The organism is Paraburkholderia sp. UCT31 (genome assembly GCF_014397655.1).
GTDB classification, from domain to species: Bacteria; Pseudomonadota; Gammaproteobacteria; order Burkholderiales; family Burkholderiaceae; genus Paraburkholderia; species Paraburkholderia tuberum.
In genome coordinates this window covers 30,164-54,789 of the sequence record NZ_VZQP01000021.1, presented here as the reverse complement: position 1 = coordinate 54,789, position 24,626 = coordinate 30,164, and the positions used below count along the sequence as shown (strand labels likewise).

At 63.2% G+C, this 24,626-nt stretch carries 18 protein-coding genes, 1 tRNA gene and 1 pseudogene; 15 read left to right on the top strand and 5 right to left on the bottom strand.

The features are described 5' to 3' along the window. Positions 1 to 118 precede the first annotated feature (118 nt). Positions 119 to 862 carry a TIGR00730 family Rossman fold protein gene (locus tag F6X40_RS19165; RefSeq protein WP_035471771.1) on the bottom strand — a complete coding sequence of 248 codons (744 nt, stop codon included), beginning with the start codon at positions 860 to 862 and terminating at the stop codon, positions 119 to 121. 1 nt (position 863) lies between these two features. Between F6X40_RS19165 and polA the strand changes: the two genes are divergently transcribed. The 3 genes from polA (at position 864) to F6X40_RS19150 (ending at position 6,081) form a co-directional block, all read left to right on the top strand. Then, positions 864 to 3,605 carry a DNA polymerase I gene (polA, locus tag F6X40_RS19160; protein ID WP_187628855.1) on the top strand — a complete coding sequence of 914 codons (2,742 nt, stop codon included), beginning with the start codon at positions 864 to 866 and terminating at the stop codon, positions 3,603 to 3,605. 157 nt (positions 3,606 to 3,762) lie between these two features. Then, entirely contained in the window at positions 3,763 to 5,118 is a 1,356-nt protein-coding gene (locus F6X40_RS19155; protein WP_187628854.1) for an NAD(P)/FAD-dependent oxidoreductase, read from the top strand. A gap of 90 nt (positions 5,119 to 5,208) precedes the next feature. Beyond that, positions 5,209 to 6,081, top strand: a complete 873-nt coding sequence (locus tag F6X40_RS19150) for a dienelactone hydrolase family protein (protein ID WP_187628853.1) — start codon at positions 5,209 to 5,211, stop codon at positions 6,079 to 6,081. A gap of 50 nt (positions 6,082 to 6,131) precedes the next feature. Here the strand turns inward: F6X40_RS19150 and F6X40_RS19145 are convergent, their stop codons facing one another. Together F6X40_RS19145 and F6X40_RS19140 are read right to left on the bottom strand one after the other, a co-directional pair. Further along, entirely contained in the window at positions 6,132 to 7,001 is an 870-nt protein-coding gene (locus F6X40_RS19145; protein WP_184072179.1) for a sulfurtransferase, read from the bottom strand. A gap of 149 nt (positions 7,002 to 7,150) precedes the next feature. After that, positions 7,151 to 8,257, bottom strand: a complete 1,107-nt coding sequence (locus tag F6X40_RS19140; RefSeq protein WP_184072178.1) for an aromatic ring-hydroxylating oxygenase subunit alpha — start codon at positions 8,255 to 8,257, stop codon at positions 7,151 to 7,153. A 320-nt stretch (positions 8,258 to 8,577) separates the two neighbouring features. On the opposite strand from F6X40_RS19140, the gene F6X40_RS19135 reads away from it, so the two are divergent. The 4 genes from F6X40_RS19135 to folE2 all read left to right on the top strand — a co-directional run bounded on the left by F6X40_RS19135 (position 8,578) and on the right by folE2 (position 12,811). Then, positions 8,578 to 8,886 (top strand): exodeoxyribonuclease VII small subunit, encoded by a 309-nt coding sequence (locus F6X40_RS19135; protein ID WP_187628852.1) that lies wholly within the window; start codon positions 8,578 to 8,580, stop codon positions 8,884 to 8,886. Then, on the top strand, positions 8,883 to 9,764 hold the full coding sequence (locus F6X40_RS19130) for a polyprenyl synthetase family protein (RefSeq protein WP_184072176.1): 882 nt from the start codon (positions 8,883 to 8,885) through the stop codon (positions 9,762 to 9,764). The genes F6X40_RS19135 and F6X40_RS19130 overlap by 4 nt, the downstream gene beginning before the upstream one ends. A gap of 87 nt (positions 9,765 to 9,851) precedes the next feature. Next, positions 9,852 to 11,759, top strand: coding sequence for a 1-deoxy-D-xylulose-5-phosphate synthase (gene dxs / locus F6X40_RS19125; protein WP_184072175.1), 1,908 nt, complete (start codon positions 9,852 to 9,854; stop codon positions 11,757 to 11,759). 245 nt (positions 11,760 to 12,004) lie between these two features. Next, complete coding sequence (folE2, locus tag F6X40_RS19120; protein ID WP_187628851.1) at positions 12,005 to 12,811, top strand: GTP cyclohydrolase FolE2; 807 nt, start codon at positions 12,005 to 12,007, stop codon at positions 12,809 to 12,811. Positions 12,812 to 12,904: 93 nt separating this feature from the next. Here folE2 and tsaD read toward each other — a convergent pair whose 3' ends face one another. After that, positions 12,905 to 13,933 carry a tRNA (adenosine(37)-N6)-threonylcarbamoyltransferase complex transferase subunit TsaD gene (gene tsaD, locus F6X40_RS19115; RefSeq protein ID WP_184036225.1) on the bottom strand — a complete coding sequence of 343 codons (1,029 nt, stop codon included), beginning with the start codon at positions 13,931 to 13,933 and terminating at the stop codon, positions 12,905 to 12,907. Between the two features lie 145 nt (positions 13,934 to 14,078). Between tsaD and F6X40_RS19110 the strand changes: the two genes are divergently transcribed. From F6X40_RS19110 to F6X40_RS19080, 7 genes are all read left to right on the top strand, one after another. Continuing rightward, the gene (locus F6X40_RS19110) at positions 14,079 to 15,314 is read left to right on the top strand and encodes an NAD(P)/FAD-dependent oxidoreductase (RefSeq protein WP_187628850.1); all 1,236 of its coding nucleotides are present in this window, start codon (positions 14,079 to 14,081) and stop codon (positions 15,312 to 15,314) included. A 49-nt stretch (positions 15,315 to 15,363) separates the two neighbouring features. Continuing rightward, entirely contained in the window at positions 15,364 to 15,576 is a 213-nt protein-coding gene (gene rpsU, locus F6X40_RS19105) for a 30S ribosomal protein S21 (RefSeq protein ID WP_018424196.1), read from the top strand. 234 nt (positions 15,577 to 15,810) lie between these two features. After that, positions 15,811 to 16,257 carry a GatB/YqeY domain-containing protein gene (locus F6X40_RS19100; RefSeq protein ID WP_184057455.1) on the top strand — a complete coding sequence of 149 codons (447 nt, stop codon included), beginning with the start codon at positions 15,811 to 15,813 and terminating at the stop codon, positions 16,255 to 16,257. A gap of 117 nt (positions 16,258 to 16,374) precedes the next feature. Next, positions 16,375 to 18,255, top strand: a complete 1,881-nt coding sequence (gene dnaG / locus F6X40_RS19095; RefSeq protein ID WP_184072171.1) for a DNA primase — start codon at positions 16,375 to 16,377, stop codon at positions 18,253 to 18,255. 90 nt (positions 18,256 to 18,345) lie between these two features. Further along, positions 18,346 to 20,736: an RNA polymerase sigma factor RpoD gene (rpoD, locus tag F6X40_RS19090; protein WP_187628849.1), complete on the top strand. Its 2,391-nt coding sequence runs from the start codon at positions 18,346 to 18,348 to the stop codon at positions 20,734 to 20,736. Between the two features lie 153 nt (positions 20,737 to 20,889). Next, positions 20,890 to 20,977 (top strand) — tRNA-Ile (locus F6X40_RS19085). 1,102 nt (positions 20,978 to 22,079) lie between these two features. Beyond that, on the top strand, positions 22,080 to 23,222 hold the full coding sequence (locus F6X40_RS19080; protein ID WP_187628848.1) for a porin: 1,143 nt from the start codon (positions 22,080 to 22,082) through the stop codon (positions 23,220 to 23,222). 153 nt (positions 23,223 to 23,375) lie between these two features. On the opposite strand, the pseudogene F6X40_RS19075 reads toward F6X40_RS19080, so the two are convergent. Next, positions 23,376 to 24,011, bottom strand: a pseudogene (locus F6X40_RS19075) (porin); the annotation flags it as partial. A 247-nt stretch (positions 24,012 to 24,258) separates the two neighbouring features. Between F6X40_RS19075 and F6X40_RS19070 the strand changes: the two are divergent. Continuing rightward, positions 24,259 to 24,615: a transposase gene (locus tag F6X40_RS19070; RefSeq protein ID WP_187628847.1), complete on the top strand. Its 357-nt coding sequence runs from the start codon at positions 24,259 to 24,261 to the stop codon at positions 24,613 to 24,615. Positions 24,616 to 24,626: the final 11 nt, after the last annotated feature.

Below are 24,626 nucleotides of genomic sequence, written 5' to 3'. Positions count from 1 at the left end.
AGTCAGCGCGCCGCAAACTGGCCTGCTAAACGAAAGCGGGCAGCCCGAAGGCTGCCCGCCATGTGCGCGACGATGGGCATCGTGCTACGCGCAATGCGAGGCGCGCAGCCTCTTGCCATCACAGGTAGAACATCCGGTCTTCTTCCGACTTGACCGGATGAACTTCGCCTTCCTCGCGGTCTTCGTAGAACTTGAGCACCGCTTCGAGCACCTGGTCCGGATTGTCGATCACCTGCATCAGATCGATGTCGGTCGGATTGATCAAACCCATCGGAATCAGAGCGCTCTTGAACCACGCGAGCAGACCTTCCCAGAACTCGGCGCCGACCAGAATGATCGGCACATGGCGCGACTTCTTGGTCTGGATCAGCGTGAGCACTTCGGCCAGTTCGTCGAGCGTGCCGAAGCCGCCGGGCATCACGATCACCGCGTCCGAGTTCTTTACGAACGTGACCTTGCGCGTGAAGAAATGGCGGAAGCGCAGCGAGATGTCCTGCCACTGGTTGCCCGACTGCTCGTGCGGCAACTCGATGTTCAGACCAACCGAAGGCGCCTTGCCCGCATGCGCGCCCTTGTTGGCCGCTTCCATGATGCCGGGGCCGCCGCCGGAGATCACCGCGAAGCCAGCATCCGACAATTTGCGCGCGATCTGCGTGGCGAGTTTGTAGTACGGCGAGTTCGGTTTCAGGCGCGCCGAACCGTAGATGCTGACCGCCGGGCGAATCTCCGACAGGTACTCGGTCGCCTCGATAAACTCTGCCATAATCGTGAACATCTGCCACGATGCGCGGGCTTTCTTGGCCGTTGCGCGCTCTTGATCTGCGAGCGATCGCAGACTCGGAATCACTTTTCTCTTAGTCATAATGCCTGAAGAACGAAGCCTTGAAGGTAAGACCCTGCTGTTGGTCGACGGTTCGAGTTATCTGTACCGGGCCTACCATGCGATGCCTGATCTGCGCGGTCCCGAGGGTGGCCCGACGGGTGCGCTCTACGGGATGATCAACATGCTGCGGCGCATGCGCAAGGAAGTCACAGCAGAGTATAGCGCGTGCGTGTTCGACGCCAAGGGCAAAACGTTTCGCGACGACTGGTATCCGGAATACAAGGCGAACCGTCCGTCGATGCCGGAAGATCTTGCCCGTCAGATCGAGCCGATTCACGTCGCGGTGCGTGCGCTCGGCTGGCCGCTGCTGATGATCGATCGCGTCGAAGCGGATGACGTGATCGGCACGCTGTGCACCGAAGCGGAAAAGCTCGGCATGAACGTGGTCGTGTCGACCGGCGACAAGGACCTCGCGCAGCTCGTGTCGAACCGCGTGACGCTCGTCAATACGATGACCAACGAAACGCTCGACCGCGACGGCGTGGTCGCGAAGTTCGGTGTGCCGCCGGAGCGCATCATCGATTATCTGTCGCTGATCGGCGATACCGTCGACAACGTGCCGGGCGTCGAGAAGTGCGGTCCGAAAACCGCGGTCAAATGGCTGACGCAATATGAGTCGCTAGATGGCATCGTCGGGCATGCGAGCGAGATCAAGGGCGCGGTCGGCGAGAATCTGCGCCGCGCGCTGGACTTTTTGCCGATGGCGCGCAAGCTCGTCACAGTCGAGCGTCATTGCGATCTGACCGGGCACATCGTGTCGATCGAGGAGAGTTTGCCGAGCCTTCCCGAATCGCGCGAAGAGTTGCGCGAGGTGTTCACGCGCCACGGCTTCAAGACGTGGCTGCGCGAAGTCGAAATCGCCGATGCGGTCGAAGGTCCGGAAACCGACGTGTCCCCCGCGTTGTCCGTCGATCACGAGCGCCACTACGAGACCGTGCAAACATGGGAGCAGCTCGACGCGTGGCTCGACAGGATCAATGCGGCCGAGCTGACCTCGTTCGATACCGAGACCACGTCGCTCGATCCGATGATCGCGCAGATCGTCGGCTTGTCGCTGTCGGTCGAAGCGGGCCGCGCCGCGTATGTGCCGCTCGCGCATCGCGGCCCCGACGCGCCGGTGCAGCTGCCGCGCGACGAAGTGCTCGCGAAGCTCAAGCCGTGGCTCGAAAGCGCCGGCCACAAGAAGGTCGGCCAGCATCTGAAGTACGACGAACAGGTGCTCGCGAATTACGGCATCGAAATGCGCGGCGTCGAGCATGACACGCTGCTCGAGTCGTACGTGCTCGAATCGCATCGCACGCACGACATGGACAGCCTCGCGCTGCGTCATCTCGGCGTGAAGACGATCAAGTACGAAGAGGTCGCGGGCAAGGGCGCGCAGCAGATCGGCTTCGACGAAGTCGCGCTCGACAAAGCCGCCGAATATGCGGCCGAAGACGCAGACATCACGCTGCGTTTGCATCAGGCCTTGTATCCGCAGATCGCCGCGGAGAAGTCGCTCGACCACGTGTATCGCGAGATCGAAGTGCCGACTTCGCGCGTACTGCGCAAGATGGAGCGGACCGGCGTGCTGATCGACGCGGAGAAGCTGCGTCAGCAGAGCAGTGAGATCGCCACGCGTCTGATCGAACTCGAAGGCAAGGCGTACGAACTGGCCGGCGGCGAATTCAACCTCGGCTCGCCAAAGCAGATTGGTCAGATTTTCTTCGAGAAGCTCGAACTGCCGGTCATCAAGAAGACGCCGAGCGGTGCGCCTTCCACCGACGAAGAGGTGTTGCAGAAGCTCGCCGAAGACTATCCGCTGCCGAAGATTCTGCTCGAACATCGCGGCCTGTCGAAACTGAAGTCGACCTATACCGACAAGCTGCCGCGCATGGTCAATCCGCACACCGGCCGCGTGCATACGAACTACGCGCAGGCCGTCGCGGTGACGGGGCGGCTCGCATCGAACGATCCAAACCTGCAGAACATTCCGGCGCGTACCGGCGAAGGTCGGCGCATCCGCGAGGCGTTCATCGCGCCGCTCGGGCACAAGCTCGTCTCCGCCGATTATTCGCAGATCGAATTGCGCATCATGGCCCACATCTCGGGCGACGAATCGTTGTTGCGCGCGTTTTCGCAGGGCGAGGACATTCACCGCGCGACCGCGTCGGAAATCTTCAGCGTGACGCCGCTCGAAGTGTCGAGCGATCAGCGGCGCGTCGCGAAGGTCATCAACTTTGGGCTCATCTACGGCATGAGCGCGTTCGGACTCGCGTCGAACCTCGGCATCACGCGCGACGCGGCGAAGATTTATATCGACCGCTACTTCGCGCGCTATCCCGGCGTCGCGCGCTATATGGACGAGACGCGTTTGAGCGCGAAGGCGAAGGGCTACGTCGAAACGGTGTTCGGCCGTCGTCTGTGGCTGCCCGAGATCAACGGCGGCAACGGTCCGCGCCGCCAGGCCGCCGAGCGTGCCGCGATCAACGCGCCGATGCAGGGCACCGCGGCTGACCTGATCAAGCTTTCGATGATCGCCGTGCAGAACTGGATCGAAGACTCGAAGATCGGCACGCGGATGATCATGCAGGTGCATGACGAACTGATTCTCGAAGTGCCCGACGCTGAGTTGTCCGAAGTCCGCAAGCGCCTGCCAGAACTGATGTGCGGCGTCGCCGCGCTGAAGGTGCCGCTCGTCGCCGAGGTCGGTGCGGGCCTGAACTGGGAGGAAGCGCATTGACATGCCCGTGACATGCGCACGATAACGTCGTGCGCATGTGACACATGGGTTTTGGCGACTTGTGACTTCTTAGGCGGGTCGAGGACAATCGGTTCAGGACGGCGCATTCATGCGCAGCGTCGCGACAGATAATTCATCGGCTACACGGAGAAGTGCCATGCATCGATTTATCGTCGTTGGCGGAGGTGCGGGAGGATTGGAACTGGCGACGCGTCTTGGCGATCGCTATGGGGCCGACAAGAAGGGGCGCAGCGCGCAGGCCCAGGTCACGCTGGTCGACCGCTATCCGACGCATATCTGGAAGCCGCTGCTGCACGAGGTGGCGGCGGGCAGCATGGACCCGTTCACGCAGGAGCTCCCGTACGCGGCGCAGGCGCGCTGGCATGGCTTCGCATTCCAGCAAGGCGACCTGACCGCACTCGACCGCACGAACCGACGCATTACGCTCGGCACCGTGCTGGACGACGACGGCGCTGAACTGCTGCCCGAACGCGAGCTCGAGTACGACACGCTGATCATCGCGATCGGCAGTACCACGGCCTTCTTCGGCGTCAAGGGAGCGGCCGAATTCTCCATTGCACTGGATACGGTTAGCGAGGCAGAGCGTTTCCGCAAGCGCCTGATCGCGGCGTGCATGCGCGCCGAGCATCAGGCACACGAGCCCGTCGAGTCGAGACCGGGACCCGGCACGTGGACGTCCAGCGAGCCGCGCATTCAGGTGGCGATCGTCGGCGGCGGCGCGACGGGGGTCGAGTTGTCGGCGGAGTTGCGCAATACCGCGCAGGTGTTGTCCGCGTATGGCTTGCACAAGCTCGATCCGCGGCATGACGTCGGCATCGTGCTGATCGAGGCGGGGCCGCGCATTCTGCCCGCGTTGCAGGAGCGCGTTTCCACGGCCACCGCCGAATTGCTGACCAGGCTCGGCGTGAAGCTGATGATCGGCGAGACGGTGGCCGAGGTCGCGCCGGGCTACATCCGCACCGCGAGCGGTCACACCGTGCGGGCCGATCTGACCGTGTGGGCGGCGGGCATCAAGGCGCCGGCGGTGCTCGGTCAGCTCGACGGCTTGCCGGTCAACCGGCTCGGCCAACTGGTCGTGCGCCGTACGCTGCAAACCGGGATCGACGACAACATCTTCGCGCTCGGCGACTGCGCGGCCTGCGAGTGGCCGGGCAACGAGCGCAACGTGCCGCCGCGCGCGCAGGCCGCGCATCAGCAGGCGAGCTTTCTGATGAAAGGACTGGCGGCGCGCCTCGACAACAGGCCACTACCGGAATTCACTTATCGCGACTTCGGCTCGCTGGTCTCGCTCGGCCACTTCAGCGCGGTCGGCAATCTGATGGGCGGGGTGATTGGCGGCAATATGCTGATCGAAGGGCTGTTCGCGCGCTTCATGTACATGTCGCTGTACCGGCTGCATATCGCGGCGCTGCACGGCTATCCGCGCATGGTGCTCGACACCTTCGCGCATTGGTTGCGCCGTACCACGCTGCCGCGCGTCAAGCTGCACTGACGCGCGCGGACGATCTCCTCAGTTGAATCTGCAACGGGATGCGCGCAAGGCGTATCCTGTTGCCTCTAACAATACTTCGAGGAGCGCCCCGTGCTGAAGCCTGAAGTCGACTGTCTGATCCCGCACGTTCCTTTCGATCGGCGCACCTTCATCAAGGCGACGCTGGGCTCCGGCTTCGCGGCGGCGGTGCTGCCGGTCTCGGCGCAAACCATCCATACCGATAGCGACGGCCTCGAAGCAGGGGAGGTGGCGTTTCATTCGCTCGGTACGCTGATACCGGCCTACCGCGCGCAGCCGAAGGGCAAGACGCATCTGCCGGTGATCCTCGTCGTGCATGAGGCTTTCGGCGTGCACGAGCATATCGCGGACGTCTGCCGGCGCTTCGCGAAGCTGGGCTATCTGGCAATCGCGCCGAACCTGTTCGAGCGCGAGGGCGATCCGACCGTCTACACGAGCATCCAGCAACTGAGCGAGCAACTGCTCAGCAAGGTACCCGACGAGCAGGTGCTGGCCGACCTCGACGCAGCCGTCGCGTGGGCCGGCGAAAACGGCGGCGACCTGAACCGGCTCGGCGTGAACGGCTTCTGCTGGGGTGGGCGCATCTCGTGGCTCTATGCCGAACACAATCCGCGCGTGAAGGCGGGGGTCGCCTGGTACGGTCGCGTGACCGGCGCGAAGAATGCGATGACGCCGGCCAATCCGATCGATCTCGTCGCTGACCTTCATGCGCCGGTGCTCGGCCTGTACGGGCGCCAGGATCAAAGCAATCCGCAGGACACGCTCGAGCAGATGAAGCAGGCGATCGCGCAAGGGCCGCAAGCAGGACGCGGCTCGCAGTTCGTCGTTTATGACGACGCGGGTCACGCGTTTTTCGCCGATTACCGTCCGAGCTACAGGAAGGCCGATGCCGAGGATGGCTGGCGTCGCGCGCTCGTGTGGTTCAAGCAGCACGGCGTGGCTTGAAGCGCTGCTCGAATTCCTCGCGTCTGGTTACGACTTGCGGCGGCTCGCGCTCAAGGTTTCGCCCCCGTCGCCACCGGCCGTTTCGGGTCGGAACTCCATTCGCTCCAGGAGCCCGCGTACAACGCTGAACCATGCAGGCCGGCAACCTCCATCGCAAGCGAATTGATGCAGGCGGTCACGCCCGAGCCGCATTGCAGCACCACGTGTTCGGGCGGCGTGTCGCCGAGCAGCGCGTGGAATTCCTCACGCAGTGCGTGCGCCGGCTTGAAGCGGCCGTCGGGGGTCAGGTTGTCCTTGAAGAAGCGGTTCAGCGCGCCCGGGATATGGCCGCCGACGCGGTCGAGCGTCTCGTTTTCGCCGCGATAGCGATCGGCCGCGCGCGCATCGACGACGATTCGCTCCTTCGAACCTAGATTGCGCTCGACCGCCTGGGTATCGATAGTCACGGCGAGCGGCGCGGCCGCCTTGAAGTCGCCGGTGTTCTGCGCGGGCACGTCCTGCGTCAGCGGTTGGCCAGCCGCTTCCCATGCCTGCAGCCCGCCGTCGAGCAGCGCGACCGCGTCGTGACCGAGCCAGCGCAAAAGCCACCAGACGCGCGCTGCGTACATGCCGCCTTGTGCGTCATATGCGACGACCTGTTGACCTTGCTTCAGTCCCCGCGACTCCAGCGTTTCGACGAGCCGCGCGCGATCGGGCAGCGGATGCCGGCCGTTCGAGCCGTTCTTCGGCCCGGACAGATCGCGATCGAGATGCAGATAGTGCGCGCCCGGCAGATGGCCGGCCAGCCAGGCTTTCTCGCCCGCGTCGGTATCGGCGAGGTCGAACCGGCAGTCGATCACGAACACGCTGCCCGGCGCGGCCGTGAGCCGCTCGGCAAGATTGGTCGCGGAGATCAGGGTGGTGTAATGAGTGTGGGGCATGAGCGTCTCCTCGATACGGGCGATGGCGGCTGCGGGCCGCGTCGTTCACGCGGCTGGCGCATGGCCGGTCTATATCGGTAGTCTAAACAAAAAAAGACGGGTCGAAGCCCGTCTTTCCTTGAGTCGATCGATGCGCCACGCGGCGCGGATCAGATCGTGCCGAGTTCGCGCCGCAGAAACTCGTGGAAGTGCTGCATACCGTCTTCCATCGGGCTCTGATACGGTCCGACCTGTGATTCGCCGCGCTCCATCAACGCGAGGCGGCCCGCGTCCATGCGCTCGGCGATCTCGTCGTCTTCGCGGGCTGTCTCCATATAGGCGGCGCGCTCGGCTTCGACGAAGTCGCGCTCGAACAGCGCGATTTCCTCGGGGTAATAGAACTCCACCACGTTGGTGGTCTTCTGCGGACCGCGCGGAATCAGCCACGACACGACCAGCACGTGCGGATACCACTCGATCATGATGCCTGGGTAGTACACCATCCAGATCGCGCCGAACTCGGGCGGATTGCCGTCGCGAAAGCGCAGCACTTCGTCGTGCCACCTGCGATACGTCGGGCTGCCCGGTTGCTCGAGCGCCTTGTGCACGCCGACCGTCTGCACGCTGTACCAGTCGCCGAACTCCCACGTCAGATCGTCGCAATTGACGAAGCTGCCGAGGCCCGGATGGAACGGTGCGACGTGATAGTCCTCCAGATAGACCTCGATGAAGGTCTTCCAGTTGTAGTTGCACTCATGGACTTCGACGTGATCGAACATGAAGCCCGAGAAATCGAAATGGCGCTTGGTGCCGAGGCGTGCGAGATCTTTCGCGACATCCCGACCTTGAGCCTCGAACAGCAGACCCTGCCAGTTCTGCAGTGGCGTGGCGCCGAGATTCAGGCACGGGTTGTCGGCGAAATGGGGCGCGCCGAGCAGCTCGCCCTTCAGGTCGTACGTCCAGCGATGCAGCGGACAGACGATGTTCTGCGTCTGGCCGCGGCCGTTGAGCATGATGGCTTGCCGGTGGCGGCACACGTTCGACAGCAACTCGACTTGCGACTGCTGGTTACGGACGAGTACCCGCCCCTCGCGTTCGCTGGGCAAGGCAAAATAATCCCCCGCTTCGGGCACCATGAGATCGTGGCCGATGTAGCGAGGACCTTTCTTGAAAAGGGTGTCGATTTCGCGCGTAAGAAGCGCTTCGTCAAAGTAAGCCGTGACTGGCAGCTGGCTGTGAACAGACCGCAACTGCAATGCATTGCTCAGATTGGACATTCCCACTCCCGATGAAGACGTGAAAGCAGTGAACAACCCAACCATCGAAGATTCGATTTAGGGAGCCCGCAATTATACCCGTTTCCCTGTGACAGGGGCACTTAAGTCCCTGATTTGGGTTAAAAATGTCAAGAAAGTTCGGCATTTTCGCCGCAGACCTCGAGCTTTTTTTCTGCGAGACTTCAGGGTCGAAGCGGGGCAAGGGTGGGCATCGGACAGGCTCGAAGCGAGACAGCACGGCGGGGCGCAGGCCGGCGAGCGGATCGAAAATGTCGCTTTTGCCGTAGAATGTCCGACTTGTTTTAATTTTGCGACTATTCATGGCGAAGACCGCATCGAACGATTCCGCCGCCGCACCAGCCGAAAGCGGCGATAGCGCGCCGCTGCCGGAGAACTACGAGGCCGCGCAGACCGAACTGGAAGAGCTCGTCGCGCGCATGGAAGGCGGCAGTCTGAGCCTCGAGGAATCGCTGGCCGCTTACCGTCGCGGGGCGACACTTGTCGCATTCTGTCAACAGCAGCTCGAAAAGGTCGAGCAGCAGGTGCGGGTCCTCGATGGCGAGACCCTCAAGCCGCTGCCCATGAATACCGCAGGAACAGCCGCGACTGAGAGCGGGGACGACCTATGACATTCGAACAATGGACGCGCTCGGTGCTCGAACGCGTCGAAACGGCTCTGGAACACTATCTGCCGGCCGAGACGACCGAACCCGCCAGGTTGCACGAGGCGATGCGCTATGCGGTGCTCGGCGGCGGCAAGCGGGTGCGGCCGCTCCTGTGCCACGCGGCCGGCGAGCTGACCGGCGCGCGTGCCGAATGCCTCGATGCGGCGGCGGCGGCGCTGGAAATGATTCACGTGTACTCGCTCGTGCACGACGACATGCCCTGCATGGACGACGACGAACTGCGCCGCGGCAAGCCGACGGTCCACGTCAAGTATGACGAAGCGACCGCGCTGCTGGTTGGCGACGCGCTGCAGTCGCAAGCATTCATCGTGCTCACGTCCGACGTACTCGGCCGGCCGCAGCAGGCCTCGCTCGTACGCGAACTCGCGCTCGCAAGCGGCTCGATCGGCATGTGCGGCGGCCAGGCCATCGATCTGGCGAGCGTCGGCCACACGCTGACCCGCCCGCAGCTCGAGACCATGCATCGCATGAAGACCGGCGCGCTGCTGCGCGCGGCCGTGCGCATGGGCGCATTGGCCGGCGAGACGCCGGACGCGCAGGGTCTGGCGTCGCTCGACGCCTACGCCGCCGCGGTCGGTCTTGCGTTTCAGGTCGTCGACGACATTCTCGACGTCACGACCGACTCCGCAACGCTCGGCAAGACCGCCGGCAAGGACGCGAAGGACGGCAAGCCGACCTACGTGTCGATTATTGGGCTCGACGCGTCGCGCGCGCTCGCGGCGCAACTGCGCGGCGACGCGCACGCCGCGCTCGCGCCGTTCGGCGCGCGCGCGCAGCGTCTTGCCGAACTGGCCGACCTGGTGGTGAACCGGGTCAGCTGAACGCGAAAGCCCGCCGCCGCGCACCCTCCATCCCCGGGGTGCATGTATGAAGTGCGGGCGCGTAAGTTTTCCTACAATGGAACGACGATGTACGACTTGCTGAAAACCATCGACGACCCGGCAGCCCTGCGCCGCCTCGATCGCCGCCAATTGCAACCGCTTGCCGACGAGTTGCGTGCCTTCGTGCTCGACAGCGTATCGCAGACGGGCGGCCATCTCTCGTCCAACCTCGGCACGGTCGAGTTGACCATCGCGCTGCACTACGTCTTCGATACGCCGCACGACCGGATCGTCTGGGACGTCGGCCATCAGACCTATCCGCACAAAATCCTGACCGGTCGTCGCGACCAGATGCACACGCTGCGTCAGTTGGGCGGCATCTCGGGCTTCCCGAAGCGCGACGAATCGGAATACGACACCTTCGGCACCGCGCACTCGAGCACGTCGATTTCGGCCGCGCTCGGCATGGCGATCGCGAGCAAGCTGCAAGGCGACAACCGCATGGGCATCGCCGTGATCGGCGACGGCGCGATGACGGCCGGCATGGCCTTCGAGGCAATGAACAACGCGGGCGTCGAAGACGACGTGCCGCTGCTCGTGATCCTCAACGACAACGACATGTCGATCTCGCCGCCGGTCGGCGCGCTGAATCGCCATCTCGCGCGTCTGATGTCTGGGCGCTTCTATGCGGCCGCGCGCGCGGGCGTCGAGCGCGTGCTGCGCGTCGCGCCGCCGGTGCTCGATCTCGCGCGCAAGCTCGAGGAGCACGCGAAGGGCATGATCGTGCCGGCTACGCTGTTCGAAGAGTTCGGCTTCAACTACATAGGGCCGATCGACGGTCACGATCTCGATTCGCTGATTCCGACGCTGCAAAACATCAAGGAACTGCGCGGGCCGCAATTCCTGCACGTGGTCACGAAGAAAGGCCAGGGCTACAAGCTGGCCGAGGCTGATCCGGTGCTGTACCACGGCCCCGGCAAGTTCAATCCGGCCGAGGGTATCAAACCGGCCGCGACGCCGTCGAAAAAGACCTACACGCAGGTGTTCGGCGAGTGGCTGTGCGACGCGGCCGAGCTCGACTCGCGCGTGATCGGCATTACGCCGGCAATGCGTGAAGGCTCGGGCATGGTCGAGTTCGAAAGGCGCTTCCCGGATCGTTACTTCGACGTCGGCATCGCCGAGCAGCACGCGGTGACGTTCGCGGGCGGCCTTGCCGCGGACGGCATGAAGCCGGTCGTCGCGATCTATTCGACCTTTCTGCAACGCGCGTATGACCAGCTGATTCACGACGTCGCGCTGCAAAACCTGCCGGTGGTGTTCGCAATCGATCGTGCGGGTCTCGTTGGTGCGGACGGCGCGACGCATGCGGGCGCGTACGACCTCGCGTTCATGCGGTGTATTCCGAACATGACCGTGATGGCGCCGTCGGACGAAAACGAGTGCCGCCAGATGCTGTACACCGCGTTGCAGCAGTCGCATCCGACCGCTGTGCGCTACCCGCGCGGCGCGGGTACCGGGGTCGCAACGGTCAAGCAGATGGCCGCGTTGCCGCTCGGCAAGGGCGAAGTGCGTCGCGAGACGTCGGCGCCGGCCGGCAAACGCATCGCGATTCTCGCGTTCGGCACGATGGTCGCGCCGTCGCTCGCGGCCGCCGAGCAACTCGACGCCACCGTCGCGAACATGCGCTTCGTGAAGCCGCTCGACACCGAACTCGTGCGCAAGCTGGCCGAGACGCATGACGCGATCGTCACCGTCGAGGAAGGCTGCATCATGGGTGGCGCGGGTTCGGCGTGCGTCGAAGCCCTGCTCGCAAGTGGGGTTATGCGTCCCGTACTACAATTGGGCCTCCCCGATCGGTTCATCGATCACGGGGACCCGGCCAAGCTGCTCGCCGCGTGCGGTCTCGACGCCGCGGGTATCGCCCGGTCGATCCGCGAACGCTTCCTTGCGAGCGGCGCGGTCGGCGGTCAGTCGTCCGTGAAGCGCGTCGCGTAAAGCGCTGTCGGCTGTCGTGCCGTCGTAGGTGCGACTCATGCCGCCGTCATGCGACGGCGGCTTCGGCAATCTCCAGTTTGAACCGACGGGTGTTGCGGCCCGTCACCCAACGCCGGCGCGAGCCGGCGTTCGCCGTTGCGCGCACTGATCCGCATGGCCGATGGGTGCCTCGCACTCGCTGCGCGATAGTCGCCGATGCAGCGAGACCTTGGCGCAGCCCGGCGCTTTCCAGAAAGGACAAAAGAATGAATCAGATGAATCCCGCTTTCGTGATGCCCGACGTGCAAAGCACCCCCGACACGCGTCAGATTCCGATCCAGCGGGTCGGCGTGAGGGGCGTGCGTCATCCGTTGACGATTCGCACGCAAGGTGGCGAAGTGCAGCCGTCGGTCGGCACGTGGAATCTCGACGTGCATCTGCCGGCCGAGCAGAAGGGCACCCACATGTCGCGCTTCGTCGCGTTGCTCGAAGAGAACAAGGCGCCGCTCGAACCGGCCACGTTCCGCACGATGCTCGCGGCTATGCTCGAAAAACTCGAGGCCGAGGCGGGCCGCATCGAAGTGTCGTTCCCGTACTTCGTGAACAAGACCGCGCCGGTGTCGGGCGTGCAGAGCTTGCTCGATTATGAAGTCACGCTGACCGGCGAGACCCGCCATGGCGCGACGCGGGTGTTCCTGAGGGTGCTGGTGCCGGTCACGAGCCTGTGCCCGTGCTCGAAGAAGATCTCGCAGTACGGCGCGCACAATCAGCGTTCGCACGTGACGATCGATGCCGAGCTGAGCGGCGACGTCGCTGTCGAAGAGTTGATCCGTATCGCCGAGGAAGAAGCGTCGTGTGAACTGTGGGGCCTGCTCAAGCGCCCGGACGAGAAGTTCGTCACCGAGCGCGCGTATGAAAATCCGAAGTTCGTCGAAGACCTCGTGCGCGACGTTGCCCAGCGTCTGAATGCCAACGAGCGCATCGTCGCGTATGTGCTCGAAGCGGAGAACTTCGAGTCGATTCACAATCACAGCGCGTATGCGGTGATCGAGCGGGACAAGCGCCTCGCCTGATACGTTCCTGATCGCTCCACGCCGTTTCGTTGCGAAAGCATTGAAGCGAAAAGCCGCTTGTAAAGCGGCTTTTTGTCCTCTTGGGGCGGCGGTTCAGTGCGCGAGCGACGTCAGATCCCAACGCGGCTTCACGGTGAACGCGTAGTCGTGGCCGGCCTGTTCGGGCCAGCGTTGCAAACGCAGCGCGCCGGCCAGCGCGATCATCGCCCCGTTGTCCGTGCACAGCGACAGGTCCGGGTAGTGGACGTAGAAATTGCGCTTCTGCGCGGCGGCCGACAGCGCTTCGCGCAATTGCCGGTTCGCGCCGACGCCGCCCGCCACCACCAGCCGGTTCAGCTTCGTGCGCTTGAGCGCCGCTAGAGATTTCGCGGCCAGCACGTCGACGGCGGCATCGACGAAACCGCGCGCGAGGTCGGCCTTGGCCTGCTCGCAGATGTTCGCACCGCCCAGCCGGTTCGCGTGCGTGAGCACGGCGGTCTTCAGGCCGCTGAAGCTGAAATCGAGGTCGCCGGAATGCAGCATCGGGCGCGGCAGCACGACTGCGCCGGGTGTACCGAACTCGGCCATGCGCGAGACTTCGGGGCCCCCCGGATAGCCGAGGCCCAGCAGCTTGGCGGTTTTGTCGAAGGCTTCGCCGGCGGCGTCGTCGAGCGTCTCGCCGAGCGTCTCGTAGAAGCCGACGTCCGTCACGCGCATCAACTGCGTGTGGCCGCCCGAGACCAGCAGCGCGACGAACGGGAACGGCGGCGGCTCGTCGACGAGCAGCGGCGACAGCAGATGCCCTTCGAGATGGTGAATGCCCACGGTCGGCTTGTTCCACGCCATCGCCAGCGAATTCGCGACGCTCGCGCCGACCAGCAGCGCGCCCGCGAGCCCGGGCCCTTGCGTGTAAGCGATCGCGTCGATGTCGCCGCGCGCGACGCCGGCGCGCTGCATCACCTCTTCGAGCAGCGGCAGCGCGCGGCGGATATGGTCGCGCGATGCAAGCTCCGGCACGACGCCGCCGTACTCCCGATGCATCGCAATCTGCGAATGCAGCGCGTGCGCGAGCAGGCCGCGCTCCGTGTCGTAGAGCGCGAGACCGGTTTCGTCGCAGGAGCTTTCGATGCCGAGAACGAGCATGATGAATCGCTTGAGACGGGCGCGCGCGTCGCGCGTCCGGAGGTGAAAGGTAAGCCACAAAGTATACCAGCGCGGACAGGCAGCCGCAGGCGGCCGGCTGGCCACGGGCATGGACGCGAGGGCCCGGCAGGTACAATGCGGCCCCATGGAATCCTTCGATATCGCGGTGATCGGCGCGGGCGCGGCCGGCATGATGTGCGCGGCCGTGGCCGGTCAACTCGGCCGGCGTGTGGCGCTGATCGACCACTCGCAGCGTCTCGCGGAAAAAATCCGCATTTCCGGCGGTGGCCGGTGCAACTTCACGAATCTGTATGCGGGGCCGGCCAATTATCTGTCGGCGAATCCGCATTTTTGCCGCTCGGCGCTCGCGCGCTATACGCCGCGCGATTTCATGGCGCTGCTGAAGCAGCATCGCGTGACATGGCACGAGAAGCACAAGGGCCAGCTGTTCTGCGATCAGTCGAGCGACGCGGTCATCGACGTGCTGAAGAACGAGTGCGACGCCGGCGGGGTTGCATGGCGCACGCCGCTGTCGGTCGAAGAGGTGCGCCAGGACGCCGAAGGACAGTTCCTGCTCGGCACGACGGCGGGCACGATCGCCGCCCGTGCGCTCGTGATCGCGACGGGCGGTCTGTCGATCCCGAAGATCGGCGCGACCGATTTCGCGTACCGGATCGCCAGGCAGTTCGGCCACAAGTTGATCGACACGCGTCCCGCGCTGGTTCCGCTGACCTTCGCTCCGGCCGACTGGGAGCCGTTCGCGGCGCTATCGGGCGTGTCGCTTGAAGTACAGCTGTCGACTGGCAATACGAAGACCGGCGCCGAATTCACCGAAGATCTGCTGCTCACGCACCGCGGCCTGTCGGGCCCAGGCGTGCTGCAGATCTCGAGCTACTGGCAGCCCGGCGAGCCGATTCACATCAATCTGCTGCCGGAGCGCGACGCCGCGACTGCGCTCATCGACGCGAAAAGCGGCACGAAGCGGCAGATCGCCAATCTGCTATCGGAATGGGTGCCGCAGCGGCTCGCGCACGTGTGGCTCGACACTCACCAGGTGGCCGCCGAGGCCCGCGTCGCCGATCTGCCGGACAAGGCGCTGCGCGGCATCGGTGAGGCGCTGTCGCGCTGGACCGTCACGCCGAACGGCACCGAGGGTTATCGCAAGGCCGAAGTGACGCGCGGCGGGGTCGATACGCGCGGTTTGTCATCGACCACGATGATGAGCGCGCGGGTGCCGGGCCTCTACTTCATCGGCGAGGCGGTCGACGTGACCGGTTGGCTCGGCGGCTACAACTTCCAGTGGGCGTGGGCGTCGGGTGTCGCGGCGGGCGAGGCGGCGGCCGAATATGCCCGGGGGCTTGACGGCGCAATGGCTTTGTGAGAAAGCTCTGCTATACTCCTGAACCTTTACAAAGTTCCGTTATTGAAAAATGACGACCATCCGCGTAAAAGACAATGAGCCGTTCGAAGTCGCCATGCGCCGTTTCAAGCGCACCATGGAGAAAAACGGCTTACTGACGGAACTTCGCGCTCGCGAGTTTTACGAGAAACCTACAGCCGAACGCAAGCGCAAGAAAGCGGCGGCGGTGAAGCGTCATTTCAAGCGTCTGCGTGGCCAGATGCTGCCAAGGAAGCTCTACTGATTCTGGCGTTGCCCGCTGTACACGGCGCGGCAGCATCCAAGCCGATGGCGGCACGACAGGTGTCATCATGACAAACCCGGCCCATCGGGCCAACCGGCAGGGTCGCATCCACTACGCAAAATTGCGCCAACCCGCTTGAGGAAGAAGTCCCAAGCGGGTTTTTGTGCTGATGCGGCGGTATCGCCGCCGTCGACCGGCCGGTTTTTCAACTTTTCAACGCAATTCAGGTGAGTGATGAGTCTCAAGGACCGGATCAACGACGATATGAAAGCCGCCATGCGGGCGCGCGAGACCGAACGTCTCGGGACGATCCGCCTGCTGCTCGCCGCGATCAAGCAGCGTGAAGTCGATGAGCGGGTCACGCTCGACGATGCCGCCATAACCTCCGTCATCGACAAGATGATCAAGCAGCGCAAGGATTCGATCAGCCAGTTCGAGGCCGCAGGACGTACGGATCTTGCGGACAAGGAAAAGGCCGAGTTGGCCATTCTTTCCGCGTACATGCCTGAGCAGATGTCCGAAGCGGAAATCGTTGCCGAGGTGCAGGCGGCGGTCGCGCAAACCGGCGCTGCCGGCCCGCAGGACATGGGCAAGGTGATGGGCGTGCTGAAGCCGAAGCTGGCCGGGCGCGCCGACATGACCGCCGTCTCCGCACAGGTCAAGGCCGCGCTCGCTAAGTAACTCTGTCGATTTGTCCGGGTCGCGCGCCTCCTGAAGGCGAGGCGCGGGGCCCGGGCGCGGTGTCGAGCCCGGGCTCCGGGCTTGGATTTTGAAGCTTTCCAGGCAGCGTCATTTACTGTGATCCCACCGTCATTCCTGCAGGACCTGCTCAACCGCGTCGATATCGTCGACGTGGTCGGCCGGTATGTGCAGCTGAAAAAGGGCGGCGCGAACTTCATGGGGCTGTGCCCGTTTCACAACGAGAAGAGCCCCTCGTTTACCGTTAGTCCGACTAAACAGTTTTATCACTGCTTCGGCTGCGGTGCGCATGGTACGGCCATCGGTTTCCTGATGGAACACGTGGGCGCGTCGTTTCCCGAAGCGGTCAACGAGCTCGCGCAATCGGTGGGTCTCACCGTACCGCACGAGCCTTCTCCCGGATATGGCGGCGGCGGTGGTGGCGGAGCTGGCGGCGGCTACGCGCCGGCGGCATCGAAGGCCGTGACAACCGCGCTGTCCGATCTCATGCAGACCGCCTGCGACTACTACCGTAAGCAACTGCGCGGTGCGCCGGGCGCGATCCAATATTTGAAGAAGCGCGGCCTGACCGGCGAAGTCGCCGCGCGCTTCGGTCTCGGCTATGCGCCGGACGGGTGGCAAAACCTCGAGGCGGCGTTCCCGAACTATCGCGACGACGCCCTGGTCGAAGCGGGTCTCGTGATCGTCAGCGAAAAGTCGGACGCGCAGGGTCAGAACCGCCGCTACGACCGCTTTCGCGAGCGGATCATGTTCCCGATCCGCAATGTCAAAGGGCAGGTGATCGGCTTCGGCGGCCGCGTGCTCGACGGCGGCGAGCCAAAGTATTTGAATTCACCGGAAACGCCGCTGTTTAACAAGGGAAGCGAGCTGTACGGGCTGTTCGAGGCGCGTCTTGCGATTCGAGAGCAACATTACGTGCTGGTCGTCGAAGGTTATATGGACGTGGTCGCGCTGGCCCAATTGGGCTTCCAGAACGCCGTCGCGACCCTCGGCACCGCTTGCACGCCGATTCATGTGCAGAAACTGATGCGCCAGACCGATACGGTCATCTTCAGTTTCGACGGCGACGCGGCCGGCCGGCGCGCCGCGCGTCGCGCGCTCGATGCGTGCCTGCCGCACGCCGCCGACAACCGGACGATCCGTTTCCTGTTCCTGCCCAGCGAGCATGATCCCGACAGCTACGTGCGCGAGTTCGGCACCGAGGCTTTCGCCGAGCAGGTCGAACGGGCGATGCCGTTGTCGCAGTTCATGCTCAACGAGGTGTTGACCGGCAAGGAGCTCGATCAGCCCGAAGGCAAGGCCCGCGCGCTGTTCGACGCGAAACCGCTGCTGCAGGCGTTGCCGGCCAATGCGCTGCGCGCGCAGATCATGCATATGTTCGCAGACCGGCTCGATGTGCCATTCAGCGAAGTCGCGGCGCTTTGCGAAGTCGACGCGCGGATCGCGGCCGCGTCGCGCAAGGCGCCGGCCCGCAAGGACCGGCGCAGCGTGACCGGCATCGAGGAAAAGACGCTGCGCAATCTGGTGATGTATCCGCGCACGGTCGCGATGCTCGACGAAGCGGCCGAAGAGGCGCTGCTCACCGTGACCCGGCACGGCGAACTGTTCGCGGAAGTGACGACGCACGCGCGAGCCCTAGGCGATTCGGCAGCGTTCCAGTTGTTGTCCGATCTCTTGCGAAATGGCGCGAACGCCCCAACTTTCGAGGAAATCTTTCGCAAAATTCTAGACTATGATGAAAACGTCCGGGATTTGCTGCTGAAAGACCCGCAGGACGCGGCCGTCATCGAGGAACGGCGCGAGCAGGAACGAATTGTCGGCGAGGAGCTGAAAGCCGCGATTTTGAAGATGCGATACGACGCTTATTGCGATCGTCTCGAACAGCTTTCGCGACAGTCGCGGCATACGCCGGAAGAGTTTGCCGAGTTTTCGGAGCTCAACCGGAAGCGGGCCGACATGAAGCGTCAACTCGGGCTGTAGCGGAGAGGCCGAAACCTCGGGTGGTATAATCAAAAGTTTCTAGCGGTTTGTTTTTCAAGGGTTTTCCTAGCAAAGGCGAAAGGCGATGCGATGGCAAAGACGACAGGCGGAAATCATGCAACGGGCTCACGCGCTAAAGAGCGCACCGGAAAAGTTACCGAAGCCAGGCTGACTGCATCCGCCAGAAGAACGTCTGCTGTCAGCGTTGCACCGGCTGCCGGGAAGAAGTCGTCGACCACTGCGGCCGCGCAGGCCGCACCGGTTCGGGCGGCGAAAGCTGTAGCACCGCCGGCTGCCAAGCGGGCGGGTGTCAGAAGCGCAAGGGAAGCGGCTGCCGTTCAGGACGATGCGGTAGCGCGCGTGACTTCAGTATCCACGGTTCAACCGGCTGTTGTCCAACAGCCGGGGGTCGAGACTACAGCCGGTACGGCGAACTCCATGACGAAAAAGCTGAATGAAGTACCCGTCGATGACGATGCAACCCAGACCGAAGAAACCGCTGCCGCCGCACCGGGCAAGCCGGAGAAGGTCAAGGCTCGCGACCGTCGTGCAAAGGAAAAAGCGCTGCTGAAGGATGCGTTCGCGTCGTCGCAGCCTGGCACGGTGGAGGAACTCGAGGAGCGTCGCTCCAAGCTGCGCGCCCTGATCAAGCTCGGCAAGGAGCGCGGCTTCCTCACGTACGCTGAAATCAACGATCACCTGCCGGACAACTTCACCGAGACCGAGGCGATCGAAGGCATCATCAGCACGTTCAACGACATGGGCGTCGCGGTCTACGAACAGGCCCCGGACGCTGAAACGCTGCTGCTCAACGACAACGCGCCCGCGGCTTCGTCAGACGACGAAGTCGAAGAGGAAGCTGAAGTCGCGCTGTCCACCGTCGACTCCGAATTTGGCCGCACCACCGATCCCGTGCGTATGTACATGCGCGAAATGGGCACGGTCGAGCTGCTTACGCGTGAAGGCGAAATCGAAATCGCGAAGCGCATCGAAGACGGCCTGAAGCACATGGTGATGGCGATCTCCGCGTGCCCGACCACGATCGCCGACATTCTCGCGATGGCCGAGCGCGTCGCCAACGACGAAGCGCGCATCGACGAACTCGTCGACGGTCTGATCGACGCCGACGCGGCAGACGCCGACGGCTTCTCCGCGCAGGAGGCGGAAGCGATCGAGAATGAAGACGAGGAAGCCGAGGAAGAGGACGAAGAGGACGAGGAAGAAGACGATGGCGCGGCGCAAGCCACCGCCAACGCCGCGCAGCTCGAAGCGCTGCGGCGCGCGTCGCTCGAAAAATTCGCGTCGATCAGCGAATGGTTCGACAAGATGCGTCGCGCGTTCGAGAAGGAAGGCTACAAGTCCAAGTCGTATCTGAAGGCGCAGGAAACTATCCAGAACGAGCTGATGACGATCCGCTTCACCGCGCGTACCGTCGAACGTCTGTGCGACACGCTGCGCGCGCAGGTGGATGAAGTGCGTCAGGTCGAGCGTCAGATCCTGCATACGGTCGTCGACAAGTGCGGCATGCCGCGTGCGGAATTCATCGCGCGTTTCCCGGGCAGCGAGACGGACCTCGAATGGGCCGACAAGATCGTCGCCGAAGGTCACGGGTATAGCGCGATCCTCACGCGCAACATTCCGGCGATCCGCGAACAGCAGCAACGTCTGCTCGATCTGCAGGCGCGCGTGGTACTGCCGCTGAAGGACCTGAAGGAAACCAACCGTCAGATGGCGGCCGGCGAGCTTAAGGCGCGCCAGGCGAAGCGCGAAATGACCGAGGCCAACCTGCGTCTCGTGATCTCGATCGCGAAGAAGTACACGAACCGCGGTCTGCAGTTCCTCGACCTGATTCAGGAAGGCAACATCGGCCTGATGAAGGCGGTGGACAAGTTCGAATACCGTCGTGGCTACAAGTTCTCCACGTATGCGACGTGGTGGATCCGTCAGGCCATTACGCGTTCGATCGCCGACCAGGCGCGCACGATCCGGATTCCGGTTCACATGATCGAAACGATCAACAAGATGAACCGCATCTCGCGTCAGATCCTGCAGGAAACCGGTCTCGAGCCGGATCCGGCGACGCTGGCCGAGAAGATGGAAATGCCGGAAGACAAGATCCGCAAGATCATGAAGATCGCGAAGGAGCCGATCTCGATGGAAACGCCGATCGGTGACGACGACGATTCTCATCTGGGCGACTTCATCGAAGATACGAACACGGTCGCCCCGGCGGATGCGGCGTTGCACGCGAGTATGCGCGACGTCGTGAAGGACGTGCTCGATTCGCTGACGCCGCGCGAAGCGAAGGTGTTGCGCATGCGTTTCGGTATCGAGATGAGCACGGATCACACGCTCGAAGAAGTCGGTAAGCAGTTCGACGTGACGCGTGAGCGAATTCGTCAGATCGAGGCGAAGGCGCTGCGCAAGCTGCGTCATCCGAGCCGTTCGGACAAGCTGAAGTCATTCCTCGAAGGGAATTGACGGCGACGGCCGCGGTTGGCCGCAAATGATGCGATCAAAGGGGCCTCCCGGTCGTTTCGCCGAAGCGAAGCGGTTGCGGAGGCTCCTTTTTCGTGTAGTATGTCGGCCAATCGACGAAACGGGCCCGGCCTTCACGACCGGGTCTTTTTTCTTGGGCTGGACGCCGTGTTGGTTGCAGGCAGTGGACTCATAATCCACCTCCGAAAGGACATCGTGGGTTCGAACCCCACCCGGCCCACCAAAGTATCGAAAAAAGGGTTCCGAATTCCGGAACCCTTTTTTGTTTTTGGGCGGTCTTCGACTGCCTCAGCTGGGCGACCCAGTGTCCAGCCTCAACCCCGGCGAGCCGCGTCCGTTGCCCCACACACCGCCCGACACCGACCCGCTCGCGCCGGGCCTCACCCGCGGACGAGGAGGCGCTTAAGCGCGCTCCGCGCCAGCCATAAGCGGTGATCACGCGTAATCAGGGAAACTCCGTGTAAAAGCGGGCGCAACCCCGCCGTTAATTGAATGCGGAAGGCTTGTTGATGCATGCCGTCCGCTTTCAGCGCGGGTCTTGTCACGCGGCGGCCGGCGTCGCAATTCACCTCCGGGCAACGCCCATGCTGAAGGTTTTTTCGAATCGCACGCGCATCTTATAGAGACGTGACAGAGGGTGCTCGCTAAAGCGAGAAATCAGAAGACCGCCGCAATGGCAGTGTCTCAATAGTGAATGCTGATTCGACGCGGTGGGCTCGAACCGTTGCGCTGCCCGGGGGCGGCAGCGATTGCTTGCCTCGGTCAATAAAGATTAGGTGAATAAGCCGTCTTGGTGATTCGACGAGTTAATCGCCCCGCCGGAAACCATTAATTGGCGGGTGCGCGAGCAAGACTGCATTTAACTCTATTAAGTTCCGACGCTCCAAAAATAAATCTCACACAACCCGGAAAACCGTCACTTCAACCATTTGATTACAAAAAATATCGGCCGGTCTTTTCGTCAATTTGCTCCGACCCGATTACGTCACGCGTATTAAAGCACTGTTGCAAACGCGCAACTTAGAATATTGACGCGTTGCAAATTCGTTTTGGGTGGAGCTGGCGATCCGGCACCTAGATCTTGCAATAAACGGTGGAAAAACAAGAAGTTATCCCCATCGGGTCCAACATTGTTGCGAAATTCGAAAAATCCTGTTGCGTGAATTGCCTGCGTCGGTACCAGGGTGTCCCCCTACACTCACGCTTCGCTTCAAGGGTGCCCGGTCGATCCCCACGGTTCGGCCAAGCGGGCGGCGGCAAATGCGATGCATCGGCTGCTGAAGCAGGTCCTGCTCCCCGTATAAATTTTTCGAATTGGAGTTCCCATGAAAAAGAGTCTCATCGTCGTTTCGGCTGCCGCATCGTTCGCTTCGGTCGCTCACGCACAAAGCAGCGTGACCCTGTACGGTCTGCTCGACGCAGGTCTGACGTACACCAGCAACGTTGCCCACAACTCCAAGTGGGCAGCAGGTAGCGGCGGCATCAACCAGAGCATGTTCGGCCTGCGTGGTTCGGAAGATCTGGGCGGCGGTCTGAAGGCAATCTTCACGTTGGAAAGCGGCTTCAACATCAACAACGGCAAGTACGCTAACAACAACGGCATGTTCAACCGCCAGGCCTTCGTCGGTCTGTCGAGCTCGCAATTCGGTACGGTCACGCTGGGTCGCCAGTACGACGCAGCGCAGGACTACCTGGCACCGCTGACCGCAACGGGCAGCTGGGGCGGCACGTACTTCGCGCACCCGTTCAACAACGACAACCTGAACACCAACGGTGGTCTGTCGGTCAACAACTCGGTCAAGTACTCGAGCGCTAACTACGCTGGCTTCACGTTCGGCGGCACATACGGCTTCTCGAACCAGGCTGGTGGCTTCGCAAACAACCGTCAGTACAGCTTGGGCGCCGCATACCAGTGGCAAGGCCTGCACCTCGGTGCTGCCTACGCTCAGCAAAACAACCCGGCTGCTAACGCAAGCGGCGCATCGGACGGCGTTCTGGCGAACACCGCGGGCGTGTTGCAAGGCGACTTCCGTCAGCGTCAGTTCGGCGCAGGCGCTTCGTACGGCTTCGGCCCGGCGCTGGTTGGCGTGGCATGGACGCAATCGCGCGTCGACAACCTGGTTGGTGAAGCTGCTGGTCAGCGTCAAGGCCACACCAACAACTACGAAATCAACGGCAAGTACAACGTGACCCCGGCTATGGCTCTCGGCGTCGCGTACACGTTCACCGACGCGCGCGGCTACGGCATCAACGCCGACGGTAACGACATGAAGACCCGTTACCACCAGATCGGCCTGCAGGCTGACTACTCGCTGTCGCGTCGCACCGACGTCTACGCTCAGGCTGTGTACCAGCACGCAATGGGTGACGGCGGCGTGGCTTCGATCTACAGCGGCGACAACACGGTTCCGACCTCGTCGTCGAAGAACCAGACGGCTGCTACGGTCGGTCTGCGTCACCGCTTCTAAGCTTCAGCAGAAGCTGCCTGTAGTACAGAAAGGTGCCGTTCGCGGCACCTTTTTTTATGCGCGCGGCAGACCGGTGAGCCGGTTTCCGTATGCGAGGCGAAAAAAACGGGCGTCCCTGGGGACGCCCGTTTTGCCATGACGACGTGAAACGATTCAGAAAATTGTCCGCAAACCGAGCGCAACGCCGGTCTGATTGTCGCGGCCCGGCAGTTCGACCGACGCCGCGCCCGACACCTTGTCGAAATCGACGGTGCCGTACACCTCGGTGCACTTCGACAGCGCGTACTCGGCCAGTGCGACGAACGTGTAGCGATAGCCACTGCCGAGCTGACCAGCGCCGATCGCCGCGTTCGACATGTGGTCGTAGTACGCGGCGCCCGTCAGCGTCAGCGCGCGCGTGGTCTGCCACGTGACGCCGGCGAACGGTCGGTTGTCGATGCGGCCCGAGCCCTTGACGATATCGACGCCCGGCACGAGCGTCTGCTGCGCGAGCGCGCTGTCGACGAAGCCGGTGTCGTCCTTCGAATGCAGATAGCCGACGTACAGCTTCGTCGAGCTGAACGCATAGACCGCGTTCGCGTTGAAGATGGTCTGCTTGTGATTGCTGTTGTCGCTGTTCTGCTGCACGCCGGCCGCGACCGATAGCGGACCCGCCACGTCCGACAGCGTGAAGCCGTACATGTTGCCCGCGCCGAGATGGCCTGGCACCTGGCCCGAGAAGCCGCCGTCGCCGGTCGATTCCGAGTTCGTGCCGAATGAGTACATCGCGGCCACCGTCAGGCCTTTGAAAAAAAACGCCGGACGCGGCGCGCGCCGAGTGGGGCGGCGCCGGGCGCGCCGATGATAGATCGCCGTCCGCGCCGTGCCATCGCCGCTCTCGCGCAATGACCTATTGCCATTTTTGACAATTGCGCCGTTCCTGGTGACAAAGGTTGACTTTCTCCCAGGCAAGCTTCGAGTAGTCTCGAGCGAATTGACGTATCGACGCGACTTTCGGAGCGACGCCAGCACGCGTTTTACGCGTGCGCTTTCACGCATGAATAGTCCATCTTCCGAATCCATCGCGACCTCGCCAGTCGTTCAGGAGCTGACCGACCAGCAATGGCAGCGGGTCGCGCCGCTGTTACCTGAAACCTTGCATGATGACGGCCCGCGCCGTGGTCGTCCGCCGATCGAAATTCGCCACGTGCTCAATAGCGTGATGTGGGTGCTGCACACGCGCGCGCCGTGGAGCGCAATGCCCGAGCACTACGTCCCGTACCAGACCGCGCATCGCTACTATCTGCGCTGGAAAAAAACGGGCGTGTTGAGCGCGATCATGCTCGCGCTGTTCAAGACCGACGACGCTCTCGAAACGCGCGCGACGCGCAAGGGCGGCGTGCGCGCCGGGTAGCGAGCGCCAGT